Consider the following 21,718-nt stretch of genomic DNA (forward strand, 5'->3'; position numbering starts at 1 on the left):
CCGGTCAGCGGCCCAGCAGCAGGCGGGGGGACGCGCGGTGCACCGCCGAGGCGACCACGACGGCCACCACGAGCTTGACCAGGTCGCCGGGCACGTACCGCAGCGACGCCCACGCCGCCTCCTGCAGGGTCAGGCCGCCGGCCAGGGCCATGCCCGGGACCCCGCCGGCGTAGACGACGGCCACGCCACCCAGCAGGCAGCCGGCCACCAGCCCGGCGCCGGTCGCGCGCCGCCGGGCACCGGCCCGGGCCAGGGCCCCGGTCACCAGCGCCCCGGCGGGGTAGGCCAGCAGGAACCCGGCGCTGGGGCCCGCCAGCACCGCCGGGCCCGCCGCGCCCCCGGCGAACACAGGCAGCCCCGCCAGGCCCATCAGCAGGTAGACCAGCGCGGCCAGCGCCCCGCGCCACGGCCCCAGCACCGCCCCGCACAGCATCAGGCCCAGCGTCTGCAGCGTGACGGGCACGCCCACCGGGCCCGTGGGCAGCGCCGGCGTCAGCGCCAGCGCCGCCACCAGCGCGGCGAAGACGGCCACCAGGGCCAGGTCGCGGGTGCGGCTGGCGGGGCGCCGCACGTCGCCGCCGGAGGGGACCTGCGCGGCGGCGCGCGCCGGTGAGCGGCGCAGGGGGGAGGACATGGCGCGACGGTAGCGGACCCGGACCCGGACCCGGACCCGCGCCCGGTCCCGTCCGGCACGCCCTAGGATGGTGCCGTCCCCCGAACGTCCCCGTCCGCTGAGAGCTGCCCCCGTGATCGTCGCCACCGACATCGAACTGCGTGCGGGAGCCCGGCTCCTGATGGAGGGCGTGGACTTCCGCGTCGCCGCCGGCGACCGCATCGGCCTGGTCGGGCGCAACGGCGCCGGCAAGACCACCCTGACGAAGGTGCTGGCCGGCGAGGCCCAGCCCGCCTCGGGCACCGTGACCCGCTCCGGGGAGATCGGCTACCTGCCCCAGGACCCGCGCGCCGGCGACCCCGAGATGCTGGCCCGCGACCGCATCCTCGCCGCTCGCGGCCTGGACGACGTGATCACCCGCCTGCGGCGCGCCGAGCAGGACATGGCCAGCGACGACCCCAGGGTCCGCGACCGCGCGATGGACAGGTACACCAAGCTCGACGCCCGCTTCGTGGCCATGGGCGGCTACACCGCCGAGAGCGAGGCGGCGCGCATCTGCGCGAACCTCAACCTGCCCGAGCGCATCCTCGACCAGCCGCTGAAGACCCTCTCGGGCGGTCAGCGCCGGCGCGTGGAGCTGGCCCGCATCCTCTTCTCCGCCAGCGAGACCCTGCTGCTGGACGAGCCCACCAACCACCTGGACGCCGACTCGATCGCCTGGCTGCGCGATCACCTCAAGAGCTACTCCGGCGGCCTCATCGTCATCAGCCACGACGTGGAACTGCTGGAGGTCGTCGTCAACCGGGTGTTCCACCTGGACGCCAACCGCGCCACGATCGACGTCTACAACGTGGGCTGGAAGAACTACCTCAAGCAGCGCGAGACCGACGAGAAGCGCCGCCAGCGCGAGCGCGCCAACGCCGAGAAGAAGGCCGGCGCGCTGATGGCGCAGGCCGACAAGATGCGCGCCAAGGCGACCAAGGCGGTCGCCGCGCAGAACATGGCCAAGCGCGCCGAGCGGCTGGTCAGCGGCCTGGAGGACGTCCGCGTCCAGGACAAGGTCGCCAAGCTGCGCTTCCCCAAGCCCGCCCCCTGCGGCAAGACGCCGCTGACCGCGCAGGGCCTGTCCAAGTCGTACGGCTCGCTGGAGATCTTCACCGGCGTGGACCTGGCCATCGACCGCGGCAGCCGCGTGGTGATCCTGGGCCTGAACGGTGCCGGCAAGACGACGCTGCTGAGGATGCTGGGCGGGGTGGAGGAGCCGGACACCGGCCGCATCGTCGGCGGCCACGGCGTGAAGATCGGCTACTACGCCCAGGAGCACGAGACCCTGGACGTGAACCGCACCGTCCTGGAGAACATGCGCTCGGCCTCCCCGGACCTGGACGACACCCGGGTGCGCACCGTGCTGGGCTCCTTCCTCTTCTCCGGCGACGACGTCGACAAGCCCGCCGGGGTGCTCTCCGGCGGGGAGAAGACCCGCCTGGCGCTGGCCACCCTCGTGGTCTCCAGCGCGAACGTGCTGCTGCTGGACGAGCCGACGAACAACCTCGACCCGGCCAGCCGCGCCGAGATCCTCGACGCGCTGCGGCACTACGAGGGCGCCGTCGTGCTCGTCACCCACGACGAGGGGGCGGTGGAGGCGCTGGACCCCGAGCGCGTCGTGCTGCTGCCCGACGGCGTGGAGGACCTGTGGAACGCCTCCTACGCGGAGCTGGTCTCCCTGGCGTGAGCACCCCGCTCGCTCTCGCCCGCGCACCCCGCGTGAGCACGGGAGGGGCGTTCGAGTGGCCGATCCCGCCGCGGGTGGTGACCATGGTGCACGTCGGCGACGACGTGGAGGAGGTCGGTGTGACCGAGGCGGTCAAGCGGGGATCCCGGTTGAGCGGGACCGAACGTGCGCAGCTCGCCGAGGAGCTGTCGAAGGGCTACGCGGAGGGCAAGAGCATCCGGGCGCTCGCGGAGGAGGCCGGGCGTTCCTACGGCTTCGTCCACCGGCTGCTCAGCGAGAGCGAGGTCTCCCTCCGCAGCAGGGGGGGAGCCACCCGGGGGCGCGGCAAGCAGCAGTCCGAGCCGGAGCAGCGGGCGAGCTGAACCCCGCCCGTGGACGGGGCCGCCGGCCGCTCACAGCGAGCGGTCGGCGCCCCCGTCCACGGTCAGGGACGCACCGGTGACGTAGGACGCCGCCGGGGACAGCAGGAAGACCGCGGCGCGCGCGAACTCGTCGGGCAGGCCCGCGCGGCGCAGCGGCACCGCCTCGAACCCGTCGCCGTCCACGGTGGTGGGTTCCTCGAACTCCAGGGGCGAGTCCGCGTCCACCCGCCCCACCAGGACGTTGTTGATCCGGATGCCGCGCGGCCCCAGCTCGTCGGCCAGCGCCTTGGCGGCCATGGCCAGGCCGGGGCGCAGGCCGTTGGCGACCCCGGCGTCCTGCGCGGGGCTGCGCACCGTGCTGGACAGCAGCATCACCAGCGAGGCGCCCTCGCCGGTGGCCGCCTTGGCCACCGACCGCGCGAGCCGCAGCGGCCCCAGCAGGCTCGCCTCGAAGGCCTCGCGCCAGGAGGCGTCGCTGGCCTCCACCACCGAGGAGGTCGGGGGCGTGCCGCAGGAGACCACCGCGCCGTCCAGGCGACCGAAGCGCGCGTTGGCGGCGGCCACCAGGCGCGTCTCGGTGCCCGGCTCGGTGATGTCGCCGGGGACCAGCAGCATCCGCTCCGGTGCGCCGATGCCGCCCGCCACGGCGGCCAGCTCCTCCGGGTCGCCGGCGGACAGCACCAGCAGCGCGCCCTCGTCGGCCAGGACCTGCGCGCACGAGCGCCCCAGGCCGGAGGAGGCACCGGAGACGATGTAGACGCGATCACTGAGGCCGAGGTCCATGACCACATTGTTGCGCAGAGTCGCTAGTGCTCAACGCAGCATCACCACTTGGAGCATCGGCGTCCGTGGGGGGCGGCCGGCTCAGCGCCGGGGGCGTGCGCCGGCCTCGACCTCGAGGTCCTCGGCCTCCTCGTCGCTGCCCGGGCGTGCGGGCCGCGCCCGCCGCGCGGGGCGCCGGATCGGGGCGGCGGGTCCTCCCGCTGCCGGGCCACCCCTGCGCGCGCCCTCCGGAGCCGACCCGGGACGCTGGGCGTCGCCTGCGCCGCCGGCACCCGCCGGGGCGCCGTCGGCGCCGGGAGCAGCCGGCAGCGCGCGCGCCTGCAGCTCGCGCCTGCCCGCCACGACCCAGACCACCAGCGCCGTCAGCGCGAAGCCGTACCACTGCACCGTGTAGGCTAGGTGGGGACCCTCGTCGACCTCGGGGCGCTCGGCGCTCGCAGGAGCCGGCAGCGCGGCCGGGTCCTCCGAGGCGAGCACCGCGTACCCCCCGCGCAGCGGCGGCACGCCGGCGGCGCCGGTCACCTCGGCGACCGGGCCGGGGGCGATGGAGGCGACCTGCCCCTGCGGCACGGTGCTGTCGCGGGCGGGCTCCCACGCGCGCACCCGTGCCGTGACGCTCACGGTGCCCTCCGGGGGGGCGGGGACCGCGTCCGGCGCGCTGCTGGTGCTGCCGGCCGGCACCCACCCGCGGTCCACGAGCAGGGCGGTGCCGTCGGCCAGCACCAGCGGCACCAGGACGTCGTAGCCCACCGCCTGGCCGTGCTGGCGGTTGCGCACCAGGACGGTGCCCTCCGCGGCGTAGCTGCCGCTGACGCGCACCGGCGTCCACAGGTCGTCCTCGGCCGGCGGCGAGCCGTCGGCGGGAAGCACGGCGTCCAGCGCCACGGGTGCCGCGTCGTAGTTGCTCACCAGCGGTGCGTTGGCGGCCAGGCGGTCCTGGCGGCGGTGCCACTGCCACTGGCCCAGCACCAGGCACACCGCGGCCACGGCCAGCGCCAGGGCCAGGCCGCGGCGCCAGCCGGGCTCGCGCAGCAGCCCGAGGACCCCGCGCACGCCCGTGCCGGGGGGCGTCGCCGCGGCGGTGGGGGGGAGGGGGGTGGTGCCGGTGCTCACGACGACAGGGCGTCCACCCCGACGACCTCCCGCAGGAAGCCGCGGGCGCCGAGGAACTGCGCGAGGTGCTCGCGGTGCTGGCCGCAGGCCAGCCACGTCTTGCGCCGCTCGGGGGTGTGCAGGCTGGGGTTGTTCCACAGCAGGCCGAAGTCGGCCGGGCGGCTGCAGCCGCGGGCGCTGCAGACGAGGTCGGACGGCGGTTCGTGCCCCGGTTCCCCGGCGGCGCTGCGCGTGCGCGGCGCCGCGGGGACGGCTGGAGTGTCCACGGCGCCAGTCTCGCACCGCCGCGGCGCGGGGTCGACGTGCCCCCGGGGGTCTGCTCCGGGGGCGGCGGCGGTGCTCAGGCGGCTCCGGGCCGGCCCGCGGGGGAGTCCTCGCCGGGGGAGCGCACCGCGGTCACCCGCGCCTCCAGGGCCGGCAGGTCGCGCGGGGGCGCCTCGGGGACGCTGAAGGACTGCGGCGGTGGCGCCTTGGACTCCCGGCCGGCGTTGGCCAGCACGACGGCGACGTAGGGCAGGAACAGGGCCCCGGCCACGAACAGCCAGCGGGTCCAGTGGTCCACGACGACGAACAGCACGAAGCAGGCCGTGCGCACGAGCATGGAGACGACGTACTTGCGGTAGCGCACGCCGAGGTCGTCGGTGTGCGCGGTGGGGGCGGCGGTGATCCGGTACACGCCGGGCGGGTCCGCGTCAGCGGTGTGCCTGCCGGTGGGGGTGGGGTGCGAGGGCACGACGCCCACGGTAAGCGCTGGGTGCGACACGTGCCCCCGCTGAGGGTCCCGGCCGCAGGCGGGGACCGCCCCGGGCGGGCCGGTGGTCCCGGCGGGTGGTGGCTCCCGGCGGGCGATGCGTTAGCTTTCCTCCCCGTGCCCGACGCCACGACCCCGCCCCCCGCTCCCGCCACCGGTGGGGAGAGCGCCGCCGGGCGCGCCCCCCGCAGCGTCCTGGTCACCGGCGGCAACCGCGGAATCGGCCTGGCCGTGGCGCGGGCCTTCGCCGCGCAGGGCGACCGGGTCGCGGTCACCCACCGCTCCGGGGAGGCGCCCGAGGGCCTGCTGGGGGTGCGCGCCGACGTCACCGACGGTGCCTCCCTGGACGCCGCGTTCGCCGCCGTGGAGGAGGCGCACGGGCCCGTGGAGGTGCTCGTCGCCAACGCCGGCGTCACCCGCGACCAGCTGCTGATGCGCATGGGCGACGACGACTTCGACGCCGTGGTGGACACCAACCTCGCCGGCGCGTGGCGCTGCGCGCGCCGGGCGGTGCGCGGGATGGTGCGCGCCAAGCGCGGGCGCATCGTGTTCGTCTCCAGCGTCGTGGGCCTGTACGGCTCGCCCGGGCAGACGAACTACGCGGCCAGCAAGTCCGGCATGGTGGGCCTGGCGCGCTCCATCGCCCGCGAGCTGGGCGGGCGCGGCATCACCGCCAACGTGGTCGCCCCCGGCTTCATCGACACCGACATGACCCGCGCGCTGCCCGAGGCCACCGCGGCGGACTACCGCGGCCGCATCCCCGCCGGCCGCTTCGGTGCCGTCGACGACGTCGCGCAGGCCGTGCTGTTCCTCGCCGACGCCGGCTACGTCAACGGCGCGGTGCTGCCCGTCGACGGCGGCCTCGGCATGGGCCACTGACACCGAACGAAGGACGAGAGGGAACCTGATGGGTCTGCTGGACGGCAAGCGCCTGCTCGTGACCGGAGTGCTCACGGACCGCTCGATCGCCTTCGCGGTCGCGCGCGTGGCGCAGGAGGAGGGCGCCGAGGTCGTGCTGTCGTCCTTCGGGCGCCAGATGAAGATCACGTCCACGATCGCCAAGCGGCTGCCGAAGCCCGCGCCGGTGGTGGAGCTGGACGCGACCAGCGAGGAGGACCTGGCCGCGCTGGAGTCGCGCGTGCGCGAGCACGTCGACGGCCTGGACGGGGTGCTGCACTCCATCGGCTTCGCCCCCAAGGACGCCATGGGCGGCAACTTCCTGAACACCGAGTGGTCCAGCGTGGCGACCGCGCTGCAGGTCTCGGCGTACTCGCTGAAGTCCATCGCGGTGGCCGCGCTGCCGCTCATGGCCAACGGCGGCTCGGTCGTCGGCCTGACCTTCGACGCCCGCGTGGCCTGGCCGGTCTACGACTGGATGGGCGTGGCCAAGGCCGCGTTCGAGTCCACCGCCCGCTACCTCGCCCGCGACCTCGGCCCGAAGGGCGTGCGCGTCAACGTGGTCTCCGCCGGGCCGCTGCGCACCACCGCCGCCACCTCCATCCCGGGCTTCGAGACCCTGGAGGGCACCTGGGGCGAGCGCTCCCCGCTGGGCTGGGACGTGACGGACACCGAGCCCCCCGCGCGCGCCGCGCTGGCGCTGATGTCCGACTGGTTCCCCGCCACCACCGGCGAGATGATCCACGTCGACGGCGGTTTCCACGCCATGGGGTCCTGAGGTCCGTGGCCGAGCAGCCCCCGCCCTCGGGCGGCCGGCGCCTGGCGGTGCTGGCCGGTTCGATGGTCCTCGTCGTCGCGGTGCTGGTGGCCCTGGCCACCTGGGCCAGCGTGAACGGCTGACCGGGCCCGGTGCGGTCCACACCGAGGTGGGACCGCACCGGGGTGGTGCCCGCCGCGCGCCTCAGCGACCGGCGGGCGCCTCCCGCCCCGGTGCCAGGGCCTCGTCGGCCAGGTCGGCGTCCTCCACGTCCTCGCGGGTGATGCCCAGCAGCGGCAGCACCGCGTCCAGGTACGGCACGTTCACGGCCGCGTCGGCCTGCTCGCGCACGACGGGCTTGGCGTTGAAGGCGATGCCCAGGCCCGCCGCGCCGATCATGTCCAGGTCGTTGGCGCCGTCGCCGATCGCGACCGTGCGGTGCAGCGGCAGGTGCTCGGCGGCGGCGAACTCCCGCAGCGCGGCGGCCTTGGCCGCGCGGTCCACCACCGGGCCCAGCAGTCGGCCGGTGAAGCGCCCGTGCACCACCTGCAACCGGTTGGCACGCACGTGCGCGATGCCCAGCTCGGCGGCCAGCGGCCCCACCACCTCCAGGAAGCCGCCGGAGACCAGCGCCAGCGTGAAGCCGAGGCGGTGCAGGGTGCGGCACAGCGTGCGCGCGCCGGGGGTGAGCACGACCGCCTCGCGCACCCGCTCGACCACGGCCACGTCCAGCCCCTCGAGGCAGGCCACCCGCTGGCGCAGGGAGGCCGCGAAGTCGATCTCCCCGCGCATGGCGCGCTCGGTGACGGCGGCCACCTCGGCCTCGCGTCCGGCGTGCGCGGCCAGCAGTTCGATGACCTCCTGGCGGATGAGCGTGGAGTCCACGTCCATGACGACCAGTCGCCGGCCCATCCGGGCCAGCCCGCCGGGGGAGACGGCCGCGTCCAGGCCGTGCCGGGCCGCCTCGGCCGCCAGGGTGCGGCGCAGGTCCAGGACCTCCTCGGGCGTGGCGTCGAGCGACACGTCGAACTCGACGCTGGTCACCGGGGCCGAGGCCATCCGCCGCACCCGGTCCACGTTGGCCCCGCGCTCGGCCAGCACGGCGGTGGTGCGGGCGACCGCGGCCGGGCGCAGCGGGGCGCCCAGCAGCGTGACGTGCAGCCGCCGCGGGCGCACCGCCGGCGCCCCCGGCGCGCGCACGGTGCAGGTCACGTCCAGCCCGTCCCCGCCCCAGCCGGACAGGGCCGCGGTCACGGCGGCGGGTTCGGCGGTGCCCACGAGCACCGCCAGGGTCAGCACACCGCCGACGACGACCTGCTCGACGTCCAGGACCTCGGCGTCGGTGCCCGCCAGGGCGGTGAACAGCGCCGAGGTCACCCCCGGGCGGTCGCCCCCGGTGACGGTGACCAGCAGGGTGGGCGCGCAGGCGGGCGCAGCGCCCGGGGACGTGTCGACGCGGGTTCCGGGCACGCGGCGAAGGCTACCGGCCCGCTGCGCCGCACCGGGCCCGCGCACCGGGCCCGCGCACCGGGCCCCGCGCACCGGGCCCCGCGCACCGGGCCCGGTGCACCGGAGCCGCTCTCAGGCCCGCGCGGCGTTCTTCTCGTCGCGCCAGGCGATCCAGCGCCGCAGCGGCTCCAGGTCGTGGTCCGGGCCGCCGACGCCGAGGGTGAACAGGCGCGTGCCGACCGCGTGCAGGGCCTCGCCCTTGTCGGCGGGGTCGTCCGCCACGTCCACCCCGGCGGAACGCTCGATCTCACCGGGGTCGCGGCCCAGGGCGGCGCAGTGCGCGTCCAGGACCTCGTGCTTGCGGGCGATGGTCTCCACGTCGCCGAAGCCGTGCCAGATGTCGGCGTGCTGCGCCACGATCCGCAGGGTCTTGCGCTCCCCACCGCCCCCGATCAGCACGGGCACGTGCCGGGTGGGGGGCGGGTTGAGCCGGCCCAGGCGCGAGGTGATCCGCGGCAGGTCCTCGGCGAGCTTGTCCAGGCGCCCGCCCGCGGTGCCGAACTCGTAGCCGTACTCGGCGTAGTCCTTCTCGAACCAGCCCGAGCCGATGCCCAGCACCAGCCGGCCGGTGCCGGTGTCGTGGGCGGAGACGTGGTCCACGGTGCGGGCCATGTCCGCCAGCAGGTCGGGGTTGCGGTAGCTGTTGCAGGTCACCAGCGCGCCGATCTCGATGCGGCTGGTCGCCTCGGCCCACGCCGCCAGCACGGTCCAGCACTCGAAGTGCAGACCGTCCGGGTCGCCGTACAGCGGGTAGAAGTGGTCCCAGTTGAAGGCGATGTCCAGGCCCATCTCCTCCGCGCGCGCCGCCGCGGCGCGGATCGCGGGGTAGCTGGCGTGCTGGGGCTGGATCTGGACGCCGATGCGCACCGGACGGTCGCCGGCGGGTGCGGGGGAAGTCATGGCACGGATGCTGCCGCACCGCGCCGCCCGGCGACAGGGGCGGCGCGGTGCGGGTGGCGTGCGCTCAGGACGGGATGGTCTGCCCCTTGCCGACGACCGTGATGCCCGAGTCGGTGACGGTGAACCCGCGCGCGCGGTCCTCCTCGGGGTCCACCCCGACGCGGGCGTCGTCGGGCACCACGACGTTCTTGTCCAGGATGGCGCGCTGCACCACGGCGTGCCGGCCGACCTGCACGTTGTCCATGAGCACCGACTCGCTGACGTGCGCCCAGGAGTCCAGCCGCACCTTGGGGGAGACCACAGACTTCTCCACCAGGGCGCCGGAGACGACCGTGCCGGCGGAGATGATCGAGTTGACCGCGTGCCCGTAGGTGCCCTGCCAGCCGTGCACGAACTTCGCCGGCGGGTAGAAGTCCTGCGCGGCGATGATGGGCCACTCGTAGTTGTAGAGGTTGAACACCGGCAGCACCGAGATGAGGTCCATCTGGGCCTCGAAGTAGGAGTCGAGCGTTCCCACGTCGCGCCAGTAGGCGCGGTCGCGGTCGGTGGCCCCGGGCACCTCGTTGTCCTTGAAGTCGTACACGTTCGCCAGCCCGCGCTCGACGAAGTCGGGGACGATGTCCCCGCCCATGTCGTGCTTGGACCCCTCGTCCTCGGAGTCGCGGGTCACCGCGTCCACCAGGGCGTCGGCGTCGAAGACGTAGTTGCCCATCGAGGCCAGGACCTCGTGCGGGGAGTCGGCCAGGCCCTGCGGGTCCTTCGGCTTCTCCAGGAACTGCGCGATCCGGGACGAGCCCGGCTCGGTCTGGATGACGCCGAACTGGTCGGCCAGCGAGATGGGCTGGCGGATGGCTGCCACCGAGCACGGCGCGCCGGAGGCCACGTGCGCGTCGACCATCTGGGAGAAGTCCATCCGGTACACGTGGTCGGCGCCGACCACCACGACGATGTCGGGCCGCTCGTCGGAGATGAGGTTCATCGACTGGTAGATGGCGTCGGCGCTGCCGAGGTACCAGCGCTTGCCCACGCGCTGCTGCGCCGGCACCGAGGCGATGTAGCTGCCGAAGAGGTTCGACATGCGCCAGGACTGCGAGATGTGCCGGTCCAGGCTGTGGGACTTGTACTGCGTCAGGACCACGATCTTGCGGTAGCCCGCGTTCACGAGGTTCGACAGGGCGAAGTCGATGAGCCGGTAGGTGCCCCCGAAGGGCACGGCGGGCTTGGCCCGGTCGGCGGTGAGGGGCATGAGCCGCTTGCCCTCCCCGCCGGCGAGGACGATCGCGAGGACGTTGGGTGCAGCCACGAGGGGCACGATAGGCCCGCGACCGCCACGATGCCCGGGCGACGCGGGGAAAGATCCTGCGCGCCGCCGCCGCAGGGCCCCGCGGCGGCGCGGTGGACGAGCTGCGAGGACGAGGAGCGGACATGCGCGTGGACCTGCTGACGAAGGAGTACCCGCCGGAGGTCTACGGCGGAGCGGGTGTGCACGTGGCCGAGCTGGTGCGGGCCCTGCGCGCCGCCGAGGGCGGCCCGGAGGTGCGGGTGCGCTGCTTCGGCGCCCCGCGGCAGGAGGAGGGCGTCACCGCCTACGGCGAGCCGGCCGAGCTGGCCGGCGCCAACGCGGCGCTGCGCACCCTGGGGGTGGACCTGCCGATGGCTGCCGGCACCGCCGGGGCGGACCTGGTGCACTCGCACACCTGGTACGCCAACACCGCCGGGCACCTGGCCTCCCTGCTGCACGGGGTGCCGCACGTGGTGACCGCGCACAGCCTGGAGCCGCTGCGGCCGTGGAAGGCCGAGCAGCTCGGCGGCGGGTACGCGCTGTCCAGCTGGGCGGAGCGGACCGCCTTCGAGGCCGCCGCCGGTGTGATCGCCGTCAGCGCCGGCATGCGCGCCGACATCCTGCGCAGCTACCCGGCCCTGGACCCGGCGAAGGTGCACGTGGTGCACAACGGCATCGACGCCACCGAGTGGGCGCCCGTGGACGGGCGCGACCTGGTGCGGGCCAACGGCGTGGACCCCGACCGCCCCAGCGTCGTGTTCGTCGGTCGCATCACCCGCCAGAAGGGCCTGCCGCACCTGCTGCGCGCCGCCGCGCAGCTGCCGCCGGAGGTGCAGCTGGTGCTGTGCGCCGGCGCCCCCGACACCCCCGAGATCGCCGCGGAGGTCTCCGGCCTGGTCGCTGAGCTGCAGCAGCGCCGCTCCGGCGTGGTCTGGCTGGACCGGCACCTCAGCCGTGAGGAGCTGCTGCAGCACCTGTCCCAGGCCACCGTGTTCGTGTGCCCGTCGGTGTACGAGCCGCTCGGCATCGTCAACCTGGAGGCCATGGCCTGCGGCGCCGCCGTCGTGGGCACCGCCACCGGCGGCATCCCCGAGGTGGTCCAGGACGGCGTCACCGGCTGGCTGGTGCCCATCGAGCAGGTCACCGACGGCACCGGCGCCCCCGTCGACCCCGACCGGTTCGTCGCCGACCTGGCCGCCGCGCTCGCCGACGCCGTCTCCGACCCCGACCGCGCCCGCGAGCGCGGGGCCGCGGGCCGCCGCCGCGCCGTGCAGGACTTCAGCTGGTCGGCCATCGCCCGGCGCACGCTCGAGGTGTACGAGTCGCTGCTCTGAGACAGCATCGGCCCATGCCGCCCACCGCGCCGACCCGAAGCCGGCCCCTGCCCTCCCGGGTCGTCGCGGTGGAACCCGCGCTGCCGCCGCACCGCTACGAGCAGGAGGAGATCTCCGCCCAGCTCGTGCCGCTGCTGGTGCCCGAGGGCCCGCGGCGCCAGCTGCTGCACCGCCTGCACCGCGCCAGCGGCGTGCACCGGCGCCACCTGGCCCTGCCGCTGGAGCGCTACGGGCAGCTGACGTCCTTCACGGCGGCCAACGCCGCCTTCGGCGAGGTGGGCCTGGAGCTGGCCGAGCGGGCCCTGAAGGGGGCCCTCGCCACGGCCGGCGTGGCGCCGGAGGAGGTGGACTTCCTGCTGTTCACCACCGTCACCGGCGTGGCCGCCCCCTCCCTGGACGCGGCGCTCGCGGTGCGCGGCGGGCTGCGGCCCACCGTCAAGCGGCTGCCGTCCTTCGGCCTGGGCTGCGCCGGCGGGGCGGCGGGGCTGGCGCGGGTGGACGACTACCTGGCCGGGCACCCGGACCAGGTGGGGGTGCTGGTGTCGGTGGAGCTGTGCTCGCTGACCCTGCAGCACGACGACGCCTCCACCGCCAACCTCGTCGCCAGCGGCCTGTTCGGCGACGGTGCGGCCGCGGTCGTGCTGGCCGGTGCCGAGCGGGCCGCCGGCACGCCCGGCTGGGACGTGCTGGCCTCGCGCAGCCGGTTGTTCGCCGGCACCGCGGGCTCCCTGGGCTGGGACGTGGGCAGCTCCGGCTTCAGCATCGTGCTGGCCCCCGACCTGCCGGACCTGCTGGCCGCCGAGCTGGGCCGGGAGGTGGGCGCGCTGCTGGGGGAGCGGGGCCTGGGCGTCGACGGGGTGGACCGCTGGGTCGTGCACGCCGGCGGGCCGAAGGTGCTCGACGCCGTCAGCGGCGCCCTGGGCCTGCCCGAGGGGGCGCTGGCCACCAGCTGGGACTCGCTGCGCCGGGTCGGCAACCTGTCCAGCTCCTCGGTGCTGCACGTGCTGGCCGCCACGCCGCGCGAGCCAGGCGAGCACGCCCTCGTGCTGGCGGTGGGGCCCGGCGTGGGCACCGAGCAGGTCCTGCTGCGGGCCGCCGCGTGAGCTCCGCCGCCCTGTTCACCGCCCTGGTGCTGGCCACCGGCCTGGAACGGCTGGCCGAGCTGGTGGTCTCCACCCGCAACGCCCGCTGGTCCTTCGCCCGCGGCGGGGTCGAGACCGGCCGGGGTCACTTCGGCCCCATGGTCGTGCTGCACACCGGCCTGCTCGTGGCGTGCCTGGCCGAGGTGGCGCTGGCCGACCGCCCGTTCCTGCCGGCCCTGGGCTGGCCGATGCTGGCGCTGGCGCTGCTCAGCCAGGTGCTGCGCTGGTGGTGCATCGCCTCGCTGGGGCGGCGCTGGAACACCCGGGTCATCGTCGTGCCCGGCCTGCCGCCGGTGACGCGCGGGCCGTACCGGTTCCTCAAGCACCCCAACTACGTCGTCGTGGTGCTCGAGGGCTTCGCCCTGCCGCTGGTGCACTCGTGCTGGGTGACCGCGGCCGCCTTCAGCGTCCTGAACGCCGTGCTGCTGCTGGGCTTCCGGTTGCCGGCGGAGAACCGGGCCCTGGCCTCCCTGCCGCCCGCGACGCGCACCGCGGCCTGACCCGGCCGGCCCCGCGAGCGCCGGGCGGTGCGGCGGGCGGTGTCAGGGCCGCACCGGCTCGGCGTGGGCGTTGACGGCCGCGACCACCGCGCGGCGCGCCACCTGCGCCACCTCGCGCAGCGCCCGGGCGCGCGAGGCCGCCTCGAAGCCGGTGACGGCCGCACCGTCGTCCTCGCTGGCCAGCTCCACGATGGCCAGCACCCGCGCCGCGGTCTGCAGCACCCGCGCCGCCCGCGGAGCCGTGCCCGGCGGCAGCGCGTCGCGCGCCAGGCCGCCGTCGCGCACCGCCGCGATGCGGTCGGCGGCGTCCTCGCGCCAGCGCGCCACGTCCAGGTTCGCCAGCGCCTGCGTGGCCGTGGCCAGCGCCAGGCGCAGCTCCCGCTCGGAGTCGGCCACGCTGGAGCTGCTGGGCGCCCGCCGCGGCGCCGCCCCCAGCACCGCCCAGGTCACCAACGCCCCCGGTTCCCACACCGAGCCGAACTCGGTGACCTCCGGCACCAGCGCCCAGCGGCCCACCGCGCCGGGCGGTTCGGCGACCACGCACTCGCCGGCCTCCAGGGCCGCGACGTTCACCGCCGCCGGGCCCGGCAGGTCCCGCGGGTCGCCCGGCACCGGCAGCGCCAGCAGCAGCGGCCCGCAGCCGGCCGCCCGCAGGGCGGTGAGCAGGCCGCGCACGTCGGCGGGGTCGGCACCGGGGGCGGCGGGCGCACCGTCGGCCCAGCGCACCGCGTGGGGCTCGTCGTCGCGCACGACCGCGGCGACCGCGGCGTCCAGGCCCGCGGCACCGGTCAGCACACCGGTGCCCCAGGCCGCCAGCCGCGCGGAACGGGGCAGGTCCAGCACGCGCCGCAGCCTACGACGGCACCCCCACCCCCGGCGGCGCCCGGGGCCCGCCCTGGCTAGGGTTCTCCCGTGCCCGTTCCCCCCGCCGCCGCGCAGCCCGCCCCCGACGAGGACGAGGTCCTGGGCCTCGACGCCGTCACCGTGCGCCGCGGGACGAACCTGCTGCTGGACGCGGTGGACCTGCGCGTGCACGAGGGCGAGCGCTGGGTGGTCCTCGGTCCCAACGGCGCCGGCAAGTCCACGCTGCTGTCCGTGGCCGCGGCGCGGCTGTTCCCCACCACCGGCGCCGTGCGCGTGCTCGGCGAGCGGCTCGGGCGGGTGGACGTCTTCGAGCTGCGCCCGCGCATCGGCCTGGCCAGCACCGCCCTGGCCCGCGCGGTGCCCGGGCAGGAGAAGGTGCGCGACGTCGTCGTCACCGCCGCCTACGGCGTCACCGGCCGCTGGCAGGAGGCCTACGACCCCGACGACGACGAGCGCGCCCTGCAGCTGCTGGACCTCCTCGGCGTGGCCCACCTGGCCGAGCGGCCCTTCGCCACCCTCAGCGACGGCGAGCGCAAGCGCACCCAGATCGCGCGCGCCCTCATGACCGACCCGGAGCTGCTGCTGCTCGACGAGCCGGCCGGCGGGCTGGACCTGGGCGGGCGCGAGGACCTGCTGCGGCGCCTGACCGCCCTGGCCGCCGACCCCGCCGCCCCCACCACCGTCACCGTGACTCACCACGTCGAGGAGATCCCGGTGGGCACCACGCACGCGCTGCTGCTGCGCGGCGGGCGCGCGGTGGCCTCCGGCCCGGTCGACGACGTCCTCACCGGCGAGCTGCTGACGCGCACCTTCGGGTTGCCGCTGTCGATCGAGCGTCGCGGCGGACGGCTGACGGCGCTCGCGGTCTGACCGCCCCCGCGCCGCCGGGACGACCCCGAGGCGGCCGGGGCCCCGGGGTCGCGCGGCCTCAGGGGCGCAGCAGCTGCTCAGGGGCGCAGCAGCTGGCGGTCGTAGCCGCCGTGCTCCGCGCGCGAGTAGCGCAGCCGCAGGTGCTGGCCGTCGGGGGAGGACTGCCAGAACTCCACCCGCGAGGCGTCCACGCCCCACAGCCGCCAGGTGGACGGCACCGTCGACGGCTCCAGGGCGATCAGGTCGTCGACCTCGGCGAACTCGTCGGACAGGTGCGCCTCGTCCAGCGGGCGGCTCTGCCGCTCCAGCAGGGACTCCGCGCGCCCGTGCGCCGGCCGCTCCAGGAAGTCGCGCGCCGACTCGCGCTCGCCGCCCGCGCGCACCCGCCCGCGCACCCGCACCTGCCGGCCCTGCTGCGGCCAGTAGAACACCAGCGCCGCCACCGGCACCGAGGCCAGCTGGCGCCCCTTGGGGCTGCCCGCGCCGGAGGCCACCCACAGCGCCGAGTCCGCGACGTCCTTGAGCACGAGCACCCGCGCGTCGGGGCGCCCGGCGGCGTCCACGGTGGCCAGGGTCAGCGCGTGCGGTTCGGGGACCCCCGCCGCGACCGCCTCCCGCAGCCACGCCACCAGCAGCTCCAGCGGCTCGGCGGGGGCCTCGGCGGGCGCGAAGGCCGGCGGCTGCGCCCTCAGCAGCGGCAGGTCGCGCAGCCACTCGCGCAGCGGCGCCCCGCCGGGGCCGGGCTCGGAGCGGTGCGCGGGCGGGTGGTGGTGGGCGGGATCGTCCTGCACCGGCGCGTCCGCCGGGTGCGGGGACCAGGACCGGGCCGTGCGTGTCACACCCCGACGGTACCCGCGTCCTCAGGGCCCGGCGTCCCAGAGGGCCCGGTAGTACGCCGTGCGCCGCGCGTCCGGCGCCACGCCGTAGGCGTCGAGGAACACCCCCTCCCAGCCGGGGCCGTAGTTCCAGCCGAGGCTCATCGTGGCCACCGCCAGGTCCGCCCACCGGTCGGCCACGCCGAGGCCGCCGAGGTCCACGTGCGCCACCGCCGCACCGTCCTCGCCCAGCAGCGTGTTGGGCGCGCAGGCGTCGCCGTGGCACACCACCGCCCGCTCCACCGGCGGCGCCGGCCCCAGGCGGCTCACGTCGCCCACGGCGCGCGCCAGCCGGTGCGGCACCGACCAGTCGAAGGGGCACTCGCGCACCGGCAGCCGCTCGTGCAGCGCGCGCAGCCCGCGCGCCAGGGCCGGCACCGCCACGCCCGGCGCGGCCAGCCAGCGAGGGGCGACCGCCGACTCCCCGGGCAGCCCCGCGGTCAGCAGCCAGGACCCGTCCGCGTCGGCGCCCGAGCCCAGCACCCGCGGCACCGGGGTGAACGGCGCCGCCCACGCCAGCCGCTGCACCTCCTCGGCCAGCGGCAGCGCCGCCCCGGCCGGCGCCCACTTGCAGAAGCGCACCCGCCCGCCCGTGCCCCCCAGGCGGAACGTCACCCCGCCGAGCTGGTTGACCCACACGGCGTCCACGTCCTCGCCCGCGGCCAGGCGGCGCACCGCCGCGGGGACCGGCACCGGCGTCTCGGGGGTGCTCACGGGCGCCACCGTAGGCCCGCCGCACCCGCTCCGGGCGTGCGCGGGGCGTGCGCGGGGCTGAACCGGGCGGGCCGCTGCGTCGTTGCGCGTGCGGGCGGCACCGCGCGGGGCGGTGCGCCGGGGACGGGGGGACGCCGGTGGCCGACGCCGACGAGGAGCTGGTGCGTGCGCTGCACTCCGAGCACGCCGACGCCCTGTTCGGCTTCGTGCTCTCGCTGACCGGTGACCGCGCCGAGGCGCAGGACGTCGTGCAGGAGACGCTCCTGCGGGCCTGGCGCAACCCCGGGGCGCTGGACCCGGCCACCGGTTCCAACCGCGCCTGGCTGTTCACCGTGGCGCGCCGCCTGGTCATCGACCAGCGCCGCTCGGCGCGCGCCCGGCGCGAGAGCGTGCGCGCGGACGTGCCCGAGACGGCGGTGCTGGACGAGTCCGAGCAGGTGCTGCAGCAGTGGGTGGTGCAGCAGGCGCTGACGCGGCTGTCGCCGGAGCACCGGGCGGTGCTGCGCGAGTGCTACTTCCGGGGCCGCTCGGTGGCGGAGGCCGCCCGCGTGCTGGGCGTGCCGGCGGGCACGGTGAAGTCGCGCACCCACTACGCGCTGATGAACCTCAGACTGGCGCTGCAGGAGATGGGGGTGAGCCGTCGATGAACGACGCCGCGGGCGACCCGTTCGCCGTCGACGCCGGCCCGTACGTGCTGGGGGCGCTGTCGCCCGCCGAGCGCGACGACTTCGAGGAGCACCTGGCCGGGTGCCCGTCCTGCCGGTCGGCCGTGGAGGACCTGGCGGGGTTGCCGGGCCTGCTCTCGCGCGTGCCGGCGGACGTGGTCGCGGCCCTGGGCGAGGACGCCCCGGCCGCGGTGCCGTCGGCGCCGGACACGCTCCTGCCGCGGCTGCTGCGCGCGGCGCGCACCCGGCGCCGGCGCCGGCGGCTGGCCCTGGCCGGGGCCGTCGCCGCCGCGTGCGCGGTCACGGCCGGTGGTGCGGTGGCGCTGCTGCCGCCGGCTGCGCAGCCCGTGGAGCAGGCGGCCGGGGGGGAGTCGCAGCGCATGGAGGCCCTGATGCCGGTGCCGCTGCGGGCGACCGCGCGGCTGACCGAGGAGGACTGGGGCACCCAGGTGGACCTGGTGTGCGCCTACGCGGACGACGAGGCCGGCAGCGCCTACCCGTACGCGCTGGTGGTCACCGACACCGACGGCAACCCCCAGCGCATCGGCACCTGGCAGGCGCGCCCCGGCCACGACGCGCGGCTGAGCGGGGCCACCGCCCTGACGCGCGAGCAGATCGCCGCGGTCGAGGTGCAGACGCTGCAGGGCACCGCCGTGCTGCGCCTGGAGGGCGTCGCGGGCAGCGCCTGAACCGCCGCCCCGCGCGAGCGCGGGCCGGCGGCGGTGCCGCGCCCTCAGGTGCCGGCGTCGATCTCGTCGGCGATGCGCTGCACCATGACGACGTACCAGTCGGCGTGGTTGTAGCGGAACAGCGCTCCGGACTCGCCGGCGCGCCCCGCCCCGGCCCCGTTGGCGCACAGGTAGCGCGCGGCCGAGAAGACGGCGTCGGCGGGGTCCCACGCGTCGGTGTCGCCGTCGCCGTCGCCGTCGACCCCGTAGGCGGCGAAGGTGGCCGGCATGAACTGCATCGGCCCGATCGCCCCGGCCGAGGAGGGGCCCACGTCGCGCCCGTGGCCGCTCTCGACCTGGCCGACGGCCTGCAGCAGCGCCGGGCGCATCCCCGGGCACGTCGTGGCCGCGCGGGCGTACAGGTCCGCGTAGTCGGCGGGCGCACCGCCGGCGCGCACGCCCGCGCCGGCACCGGCGGCGGCGGCCTGGGCGGTGCGGGCGGCGGCGGCGGCCGCCGCGAGCTCCTGCGCGGCCCGCTCGGCCGCCTCCAGGCGGGCCGCGTCGGCGTCCAGCGCGTCCAGCCGGTCCTGCGCCTGCTGCAGCGCCTGCTGCAGCTGCCCCGAGCGGGCCGCCAGGTCGCGCAGGGCGGCGACCTGCTCGCCGGCGGCCCGGTCGGCGTCCTCGGCGGAGACGACGGCGGTGCGGGCGCCGTCGGCGGCCGCGCCGGTGGCGCGCTGGTCGGCGCGGGCCCCGGCGTCCACGGCCCGCCCGCTGGACAGCTCGTGCGCGCGCAGGGTCGCGGAGGGGTCGGAGCCGGTCAGCAGGGAGCGCACCAGCGCGTAGGTCCCGCTGCCGGTCAGGGCGCCGGCCGGGGCCATGTACAGCGCGCGCACCCGTCGGGTGCCGTCGGCACGGGCGCTCTCGGCGGCCGCCAGCGCACGCTCGGCCCGCACCTGCGCGCCGACGGCGGCCGAGGCGGCGCGCCGGGCGCCCTCCTGCTGCCGCTCCAGGGCGTCCTCGACCTCCCGCACGCGCTGGGCCGCCCCCTGCGCGGCCGCGCGTGCGGCCTCGGCGGCGGCGCGGGCCCCGCGGGCGGAACCGTCGGCGGACGTGCCGGCGGACGCGCTCGCGGGGGTGGGCGCGGCGCTCGCCGGGGCGGGGCCGACCAGCGGTGCGCCGGCCGGGCCGGTGACGGCCAGGACGGCGCAGACCAGGGCGGTGCCCGCGGCGCCGAGCCCGGTGCCGAGCGCACCGGTGCGCCGCGGGGCGGGTCCGGGCGGCGTGCGGCTCACGTGTCCCTGGTCGACCGGCCCGGGGCAGACCTTGAGCACGCAGCATCACCACGAACTGTGACCATGCCGTCACAGCACTATGCTCGCGCGGAACGGCGGGCGGAGCCGCCCGGGATGGGCGCGGCGCGGCCCCGGGACGGGAGGAGGCGGACGTGCGAGCACCTCGGGCACTGCCGTTCGCCCACGGCCGCTGGCGCGGGCGCCTGGCCGACCTCGCGGCCCACCCCGAGCTGCTGCGCCCCGTGCTGCACCCGGTCGTCGACGTGGCCGCCGGTCGCGTGGCCGGCTACGAGGTCCTGTCCCGCTTCGCGCCCCTGCGCGGGCGCGCGCACGGCCCCGAGGAGTGGTTCGCCGCCGCCCGGGCGCTGGGCCGCAGCGCCGAGCTGGACCTGCTGGTGCTGCGGCGGGCCCTGCCGCTGCGCGAGCACCTGCCGCACGGCACCTTCCTGACCGTCAACGCCGCCCCCGCCTCGCTGGGCGACCGGCGGGTGCTGGACCTGCTGCTCGCGCACGACCTGACGTCGGTGGTCGTGGAGCTCACCGAGCACACCGACTACGACGCCGGTGCCCTGAGCGCGCCGCTGGACGCGTTGCGCGAACGCGGCGCCCGCATCGCGCTGGACGACGTCGGCACCGGGCACTCCGGCCTGCTGCGGATGGCCGTGGTGCGCCCCGAGGTGCTCAAGGTCGACCTGCAGCTGGTGCGCGGGCTGGACGGCGACCCGGTCAAGCGCTCCCTCGTGCGGTTCCTCGGCGAGTGCGCCGACCGCCTGGACGCCTGGGTGGTCGCCGAGGGCGTGGAGACGCCCGGGGAGCTGGACGTGCTGCGCTCCATGGGGGTGCCGCTGGTGCAGGGTTTCCTGCTGGCCCGGCCCGCGGAGGGTTTCGCACCGCTGTCGCCGCGGGCCCGCCGGGTGCTCAGCACCGGCTCGGCCGCTCCGCCCGGCGACGAGGGCCCCCGGCTCAGCGGCCAGCTGGCCCGGCGCACCAAGACCTCCCGGACGGTCGACGAGGCGGTGCGCGCGGTGGCCGAGGACCGCGCACCCGTCGTCGTGGTCGACGAGCGCGACGTGCCGCGGGTGCTGGTGCTGCCCGGGACCCACCCCGGCGAGGACCCGCGGGTGCGCCGGGCCTGCACCACCCTGGCCCCGGAGACCGCCGTGCCCGAGGCCGCCGCGCGCGCCGTGTCCCGGCCGGCGCCGGTGCGCTTCGACCCCATGGTGTGCACCGACGCCACCGGGCGCTACGTCGGCGTCGTGGGCGTGGAGGACGTGGTGCTGGACCTGGCCGGCGCCACCGGCCGGGGAGCGGGCGGCGGGGCCGAGGACCCCGCCCTGGAGCGGGGGGTGGTCGCGTGAAGACGTTCCGGTGCGGGGACGTGGTGCCCGGGTGCCTGCGCGAGTTCGTCGGCCGGGACCGCGAGGACGTCCTCGCGCAGGTCGGCGAGCACGCCCGCCGGGACCACGGCCTGCAACCCGACGAGGACCTGGTGCGGGCGGTGGAGGAGCGGCTGCGCGACGCGTGACCCCCGCGCGCGCCGCGCGCCGCGCGCCGCTGCGGGATGCCGGGGCGCTCAGCCGCTCAGGCGCGCCGGGAAGCCGCCGGTGGCGATCGGGCCCCAGCGCTGCGGCGTGATGCGCAGCAGGCACTTGCCCTGCCGCTGCATCGCCGCGCGGTACTCGTCCCAGTCGGGGTGCTCGCCGGAGATGCTGCGGAAGTACTCCACCAGCGGCTCCAGCGCCTCGGGCAGGTCCAGGACCTCCGCGCTGCCGTCCACCTGCACCCACGCCCCGCCGAAGTCGTCGGAGAGCACCAGCACCGCGGCGCGCGGGTCGCGGCGGGCGTTGACGACCTTGGCGCGCTCGGGGTAGGTGGAGACCACGATGCGCCCGGCGGCGTCCACCCCGGCGGTGACCGGGGACATCTGCGCGGAACCGTCGGCGCGGTGCGTCAGCAGGACGACGTGGTGACGGGCGCGGACGAAGTCCAGCAGGCCCTCGCGGTCGACGCGGGTGGTGGTGGCGACGGTGGGGCTCACGGGCGCCCACGCTACCGCCGCCCGCCGCGGCCCGGCCCGCCGGCGGGCCCCCCGGAC

At 77.0% G+C, this 21,718-nt stretch carries 25 protein-coding genes; 12 read left to right on the plus strand and 13 right to left on the minus strand.

Annotated elements, in window-relative coordinates; genetic code table 11:
- Positions 1-4 precede the first annotated feature (4 nt).
- Positions 5-634, minus strand: coding sequence for a biotin transporter BioY (locus ACRYM0_RS00160; protein ID WP_432500904.1), 630 nt, complete (start codon positions 632-634; stop codon positions 5-7).
- 112 nt (positions 635-746) lie between these two features.
- On the opposite strand from ACRYM0_RS00160, the gene ACRYM0_RS00165 reads away from it, so the two are divergent.
- Together ACRYM0_RS00165 and ACRYM0_RS00170 are read left to right on the plus strand one after the other, a co-directional pair.
- On the plus strand, positions 747-2,345 hold the full coding sequence (locus ACRYM0_RS00165) for an ABC-F family ATP-binding cassette domain-containing protein (RefSeq protein WP_432500906.1): 1,599 nt from the start codon (positions 747-749) through the stop codon (positions 2,343-2,345).
- A gap of 83 nt (positions 2,346-2,428) precedes the next feature.
- A complete protein-coding gene (locus tag ACRYM0_RS00170) occupies positions 2,429-2,707 on the plus strand; it encodes a helix-turn-helix domain-containing protein (protein ID WP_432501177.1) in 279 nt (92 codons plus the stop codon).
- A gap of 30 nt (positions 2,708-2,737) precedes the next feature.
- Here the strand turns inward: ACRYM0_RS00170 and ACRYM0_RS00175 are convergent, their stop codons facing one another.
- The 4 genes from ACRYM0_RS00175 to ACRYM0_RS00190 all read right to left on the minus strand — a co-directional run bounded on the left by ACRYM0_RS00175 (position 2,738) and on the right by ACRYM0_RS00190 (position 5,336).
- Entirely contained in the window at positions 2,738-3,490 is a 753-nt protein-coding gene (locus ACRYM0_RS00175; RefSeq protein ID WP_432500908.1) for an SDR family oxidoreductase, read from the minus strand.
- A gap of 81 nt (positions 3,491-3,571) precedes the next feature.
- Positions 3,572-4,603, minus strand: a complete 1,032-nt coding sequence (locus ACRYM0_RS00180) for an SURF1 family cytochrome oxidase biogenesis protein (RefSeq protein WP_432500910.1) — start codon at positions 4,601-4,603, stop codon at positions 3,572-3,574.
- On the minus strand, positions 4,600-4,869 hold the full coding sequence (locus tag ACRYM0_RS00185; RefSeq protein ID WP_432500911.1) for a hypothetical protein: 270 nt from the start codon (positions 4,867-4,869) through the stop codon (positions 4,600-4,602). The genes ACRYM0_RS00180 and ACRYM0_RS00185 overlap by 4 nt, the downstream gene beginning before the upstream one ends.
- Before the next feature lie 74 nt (positions 4,870-4,943).
- Positions 4,944-5,336, minus strand: coding sequence for a DUF3099 domain-containing protein (locus ACRYM0_RS00190; RefSeq protein ID WP_432500913.1), 393 nt, complete (start codon positions 5,334-5,336; stop codon positions 4,944-4,946).
- 135 nt (positions 5,337-5,471) lie between these two features.
- On the opposite strand from ACRYM0_RS00190, the gene fabG reads away from it, so the two are divergent.
- Together fabG and fabI are read left to right on the plus strand one after the other, a co-directional pair.
- Positions 5,472-6,233, plus strand: a complete 762-nt coding sequence (gene fabG, locus ACRYM0_RS00195; RefSeq protein WP_432500915.1) for a 3-oxoacyl-ACP reductase FabG — start codon at positions 5,472-5,474, stop codon at positions 6,231-6,233.
- A 28-nt stretch (positions 6,234-6,261) separates the two neighbouring features.
- Positions 6,262-7,029 (plus strand): enoyl-ACP reductase FabI, encoded by a 768-nt coding sequence (fabI, locus tag ACRYM0_RS00200; protein ID WP_432484258.1) that lies wholly within the window; start codon positions 6,262-6,264, stop codon positions 7,027-7,029.
- Between the two features lie 183 nt (positions 7,030-7,212).
- Here the strand turns inward: fabI and serB are convergent, their stop codons facing one another.
- The 3 genes from serB to glgC all read right to left on the minus strand — a co-directional run bounded on the left by serB (position 7,213) and on the right by glgC (position 10,720).
- Positions 7,213-8,478, minus strand: a complete 1,266-nt coding sequence (gene serB / locus ACRYM0_RS00205) for a phosphoserine phosphatase SerB (RefSeq protein WP_432500917.1) — start codon at positions 8,476-8,478, stop codon at positions 7,213-7,215.
- Between the two features lie 111 nt (positions 8,479-8,589).
- Positions 8,590-9,417 carry an LLM class F420-dependent oxidoreductase gene (locus tag ACRYM0_RS00210; protein WP_432500918.1) on the minus strand — a complete coding sequence of 276 codons (828 nt, stop codon included), beginning with the start codon at positions 9,415-9,417 and terminating at the stop codon, positions 8,590-8,592.
- A 64-nt stretch (positions 9,418-9,481) separates the two neighbouring features.
- Complete coding sequence (glgC, locus tag ACRYM0_RS00215; RefSeq protein WP_432500919.1) at positions 9,482-10,720, minus strand: glucose-1-phosphate adenylyltransferase; 1,239 nt, start codon at positions 10,718-10,720, stop codon at positions 9,482-9,484.
- A gap of 122 nt (positions 10,721-10,842) precedes the next feature.
- Here glgC and glgA point away from each other — a divergent pair, with 122 nt between their 5' ends.
- From glgA to ACRYM0_RS00230, 3 genes are read left to right on the plus strand one after another with little or no spacing between them, the layout of a single operon-like run.
- Entirely contained in the window at positions 10,843-12,033 is a 1,191-nt protein-coding gene (glgA, locus tag ACRYM0_RS00220) for a glycogen synthase (protein WP_432500920.1), read from the plus strand.
- Positions 12,034-12,047: 14 nt separating this feature from the next.
- On the plus strand, positions 12,048-13,136 hold the full coding sequence (locus tag ACRYM0_RS00225; protein ID WP_432500921.1) for a type III polyketide synthase: 1,089 nt from the start codon (positions 12,048-12,050) through the stop codon (positions 13,134-13,136).
- Positions 13,133-13,675: an isoprenylcysteine carboxyl methyltransferase family protein gene (locus ACRYM0_RS00230; protein WP_432500923.1), complete on the plus strand. Its 543-nt coding sequence runs from the start codon at positions 13,133-13,135 to the stop codon at positions 13,673-13,675. Before ACRYM0_RS00225 ends, ACRYM0_RS00230 begins: the two co-directional genes overlap by 4 nt.
- Positions 13,676-13,717: 42 nt before the next feature.
- On the opposite strand, the gene ACRYM0_RS00235 is transcribed toward ACRYM0_RS00230, so the two are convergent.
- Positions 13,718-14,518 carry a hypothetical protein gene (locus ACRYM0_RS00235; protein WP_432500924.1) on the minus strand — a complete coding sequence of 267 codons (801 nt, stop codon included), beginning with the start codon at positions 14,516-14,518 and terminating at the stop codon, positions 13,718-13,720.
- 69 nt (positions 14,519-14,587) lie between these two features.
- Between ACRYM0_RS00235 and ACRYM0_RS00240 the strand changes: the two genes are divergently transcribed.
- Positions 14,588-15,409 (plus strand): ABC transporter ATP-binding protein, encoded by an 822-nt coding sequence (locus ACRYM0_RS00240; RefSeq protein WP_432500926.1) that lies wholly within the window; start codon positions 14,588-14,590, stop codon positions 15,407-15,409.
- A 77-nt stretch (positions 15,410-15,486) separates the two neighbouring features.
- On the opposite strand, the gene ACRYM0_RS00245 is transcribed toward ACRYM0_RS00240, so the two are convergent.
- The gene (locus tag ACRYM0_RS00245) at positions 15,487-16,248 is read right to left on the minus strand and encodes a pyridoxal 5'-phosphate synthase (RefSeq protein WP_432500928.1); all 762 of its coding nucleotides are present in this window, start codon (positions 16,246-16,248) and stop codon (positions 15,487-15,489) included.
- Positions 16,249-16,269: 21 nt separating this feature from the next.
- Positions 16,270-16,998 carry a phosphotransferase gene (locus ACRYM0_RS00250; RefSeq protein WP_432500929.1) on the minus strand — a complete coding sequence of 243 codons (729 nt, stop codon included), beginning with the start codon at positions 16,996-16,998 and terminating at the stop codon, positions 16,270-16,272.
- Positions 16,999-17,135: 137 nt separating this feature from the next.
- Between ACRYM0_RS00250 and ACRYM0_RS00255 the strand changes: the two genes are divergently transcribed.
- Together ACRYM0_RS00255 and ACRYM0_RS00260 are read left to right on the plus strand one after the other, a co-directional pair.
- Positions 17,136-17,645: a sigma-70 family RNA polymerase sigma factor gene (locus ACRYM0_RS00255; RefSeq protein ID WP_432500930.1), complete on the plus strand. Its 510-nt coding sequence runs from the start codon at positions 17,136-17,138 to the stop codon at positions 17,643-17,645.
- Positions 17,642-18,352, plus strand: a complete 711-nt coding sequence (locus ACRYM0_RS00260; protein WP_432500932.1) for a zf-HC2 domain-containing protein — start codon at positions 17,642-17,644, stop codon at positions 18,350-18,352. Before ACRYM0_RS00255 ends, ACRYM0_RS00260 begins: the two co-directional genes overlap by 4 nt.
- Positions 18,353-18,396: 44 nt before the next feature.
- Here the strand turns inward: ACRYM0_RS00260 and ACRYM0_RS00265 are convergent, their stop codons facing one another.
- On the minus strand, positions 18,397-19,623 hold the full coding sequence (locus tag ACRYM0_RS00265; RefSeq protein ID WP_432500934.1) for a lytic transglycosylase domain-containing protein: 1,227 nt from the start codon (positions 19,621-19,623) through the stop codon (positions 18,397-18,399).
- Between the two features lie 152 nt (positions 19,624-19,775).
- Between ACRYM0_RS00265 and ACRYM0_RS00270 the strand changes: the two genes are divergently transcribed.
- Together ACRYM0_RS00270 and ACRYM0_RS00275 are read left to right on the plus strand one after the other, a co-directional pair.
- Positions 19,776-20,981 carry an EAL domain-containing protein gene (locus tag ACRYM0_RS00270; protein WP_432500935.1) on the plus strand — a complete coding sequence of 402 codons (1,206 nt, stop codon included), beginning with the start codon at positions 19,776-19,778 and terminating at the stop codon, positions 20,979-20,981.
- A complete protein-coding gene (locus ACRYM0_RS00275) occupies positions 20,978-21,148 on the plus strand; it encodes a DUF1059 domain-containing protein (RefSeq protein ID WP_432500937.1) in 171 nt (56 codons plus the stop codon). Before ACRYM0_RS00270 ends, ACRYM0_RS00275 begins: the two co-directional genes overlap by 4 nt.
- A 48-nt stretch (positions 21,149-21,196) precedes the next feature.
- Here ACRYM0_RS00275 and ACRYM0_RS00280 read toward each other — a convergent pair whose 3' ends face one another.
- Entirely contained in the window at positions 21,197-21,661 is a 465-nt protein-coding gene (locus tag ACRYM0_RS00280) for a PPOX class F420-dependent oxidoreductase (protein WP_432500938.1), read from the minus strand.
- Between the last annotated feature and the right edge of the window lie 57 nt (positions 21,662-21,718).

Source organism: Kineococcus arenarius subsp. arenarius (assembly GCF_050871845.1).
Lineage (GTDB): Bacteria > Actinomycetota > Actinomycetes > Actinomycetales > Kineococcaceae > Kineococcus.

Coding starts and splice junctions, on each gene's coding strand:
- ACRYM0_RS00175 (WP_432500908.1), bottom strand. CDS start 3,490: ATGGACCTCGGCCTCAGTGATCGCGTCTACATCGTCTCCGGTGCCTCC.
- ACRYM0_RS00160 (WP_432500904.1), bottom strand. CDS start 634: ATGTCCTCCCCCCTGCGCCGCTCACCGGCGCGCGCCGCCGCGCAGGTC.
- ACRYM0_RS00260 (WP_432500932.1), top strand. CDS start 17,642: ATGAACGACGCCGCGGGCGACCCGTTCGCCGTCGACGCCGGCCCGTAC.
- fabI (WP_432484258.1), top strand. CDS start 6,262: ATGGGTCTGCTGGACGGCAAGCGCCTGCTCGTGACCGGAGTGCTCACG.
- glgA (WP_432500920.1), top strand. CDS start 10,843: ATGCGCGTGGACCTGCTGACGAAGGAGTACCCGCCGGAGGTCTACGGC.
- ACRYM0_RS00170 (WP_432501177.1), top strand. CDS start 2,429: ATGGTGCACGTCGGCGACGACGTGGAGGAGGTCGGTGTGACCGAGGCG.
- ACRYM0_RS00210 (WP_432500918.1), bottom strand. CDS start 9,417: ATGACTTCCCCCGCACCCGCCGGCGACCGTCCGGTGCGCATCGGCGTC.
- ACRYM0_RS00225 (WP_432500921.1), top strand. CDS start 12,048: ATGCCGCCCACCGCGCCGACCCGAAGCCGGCCCCTGCCCTCCCGGGTC.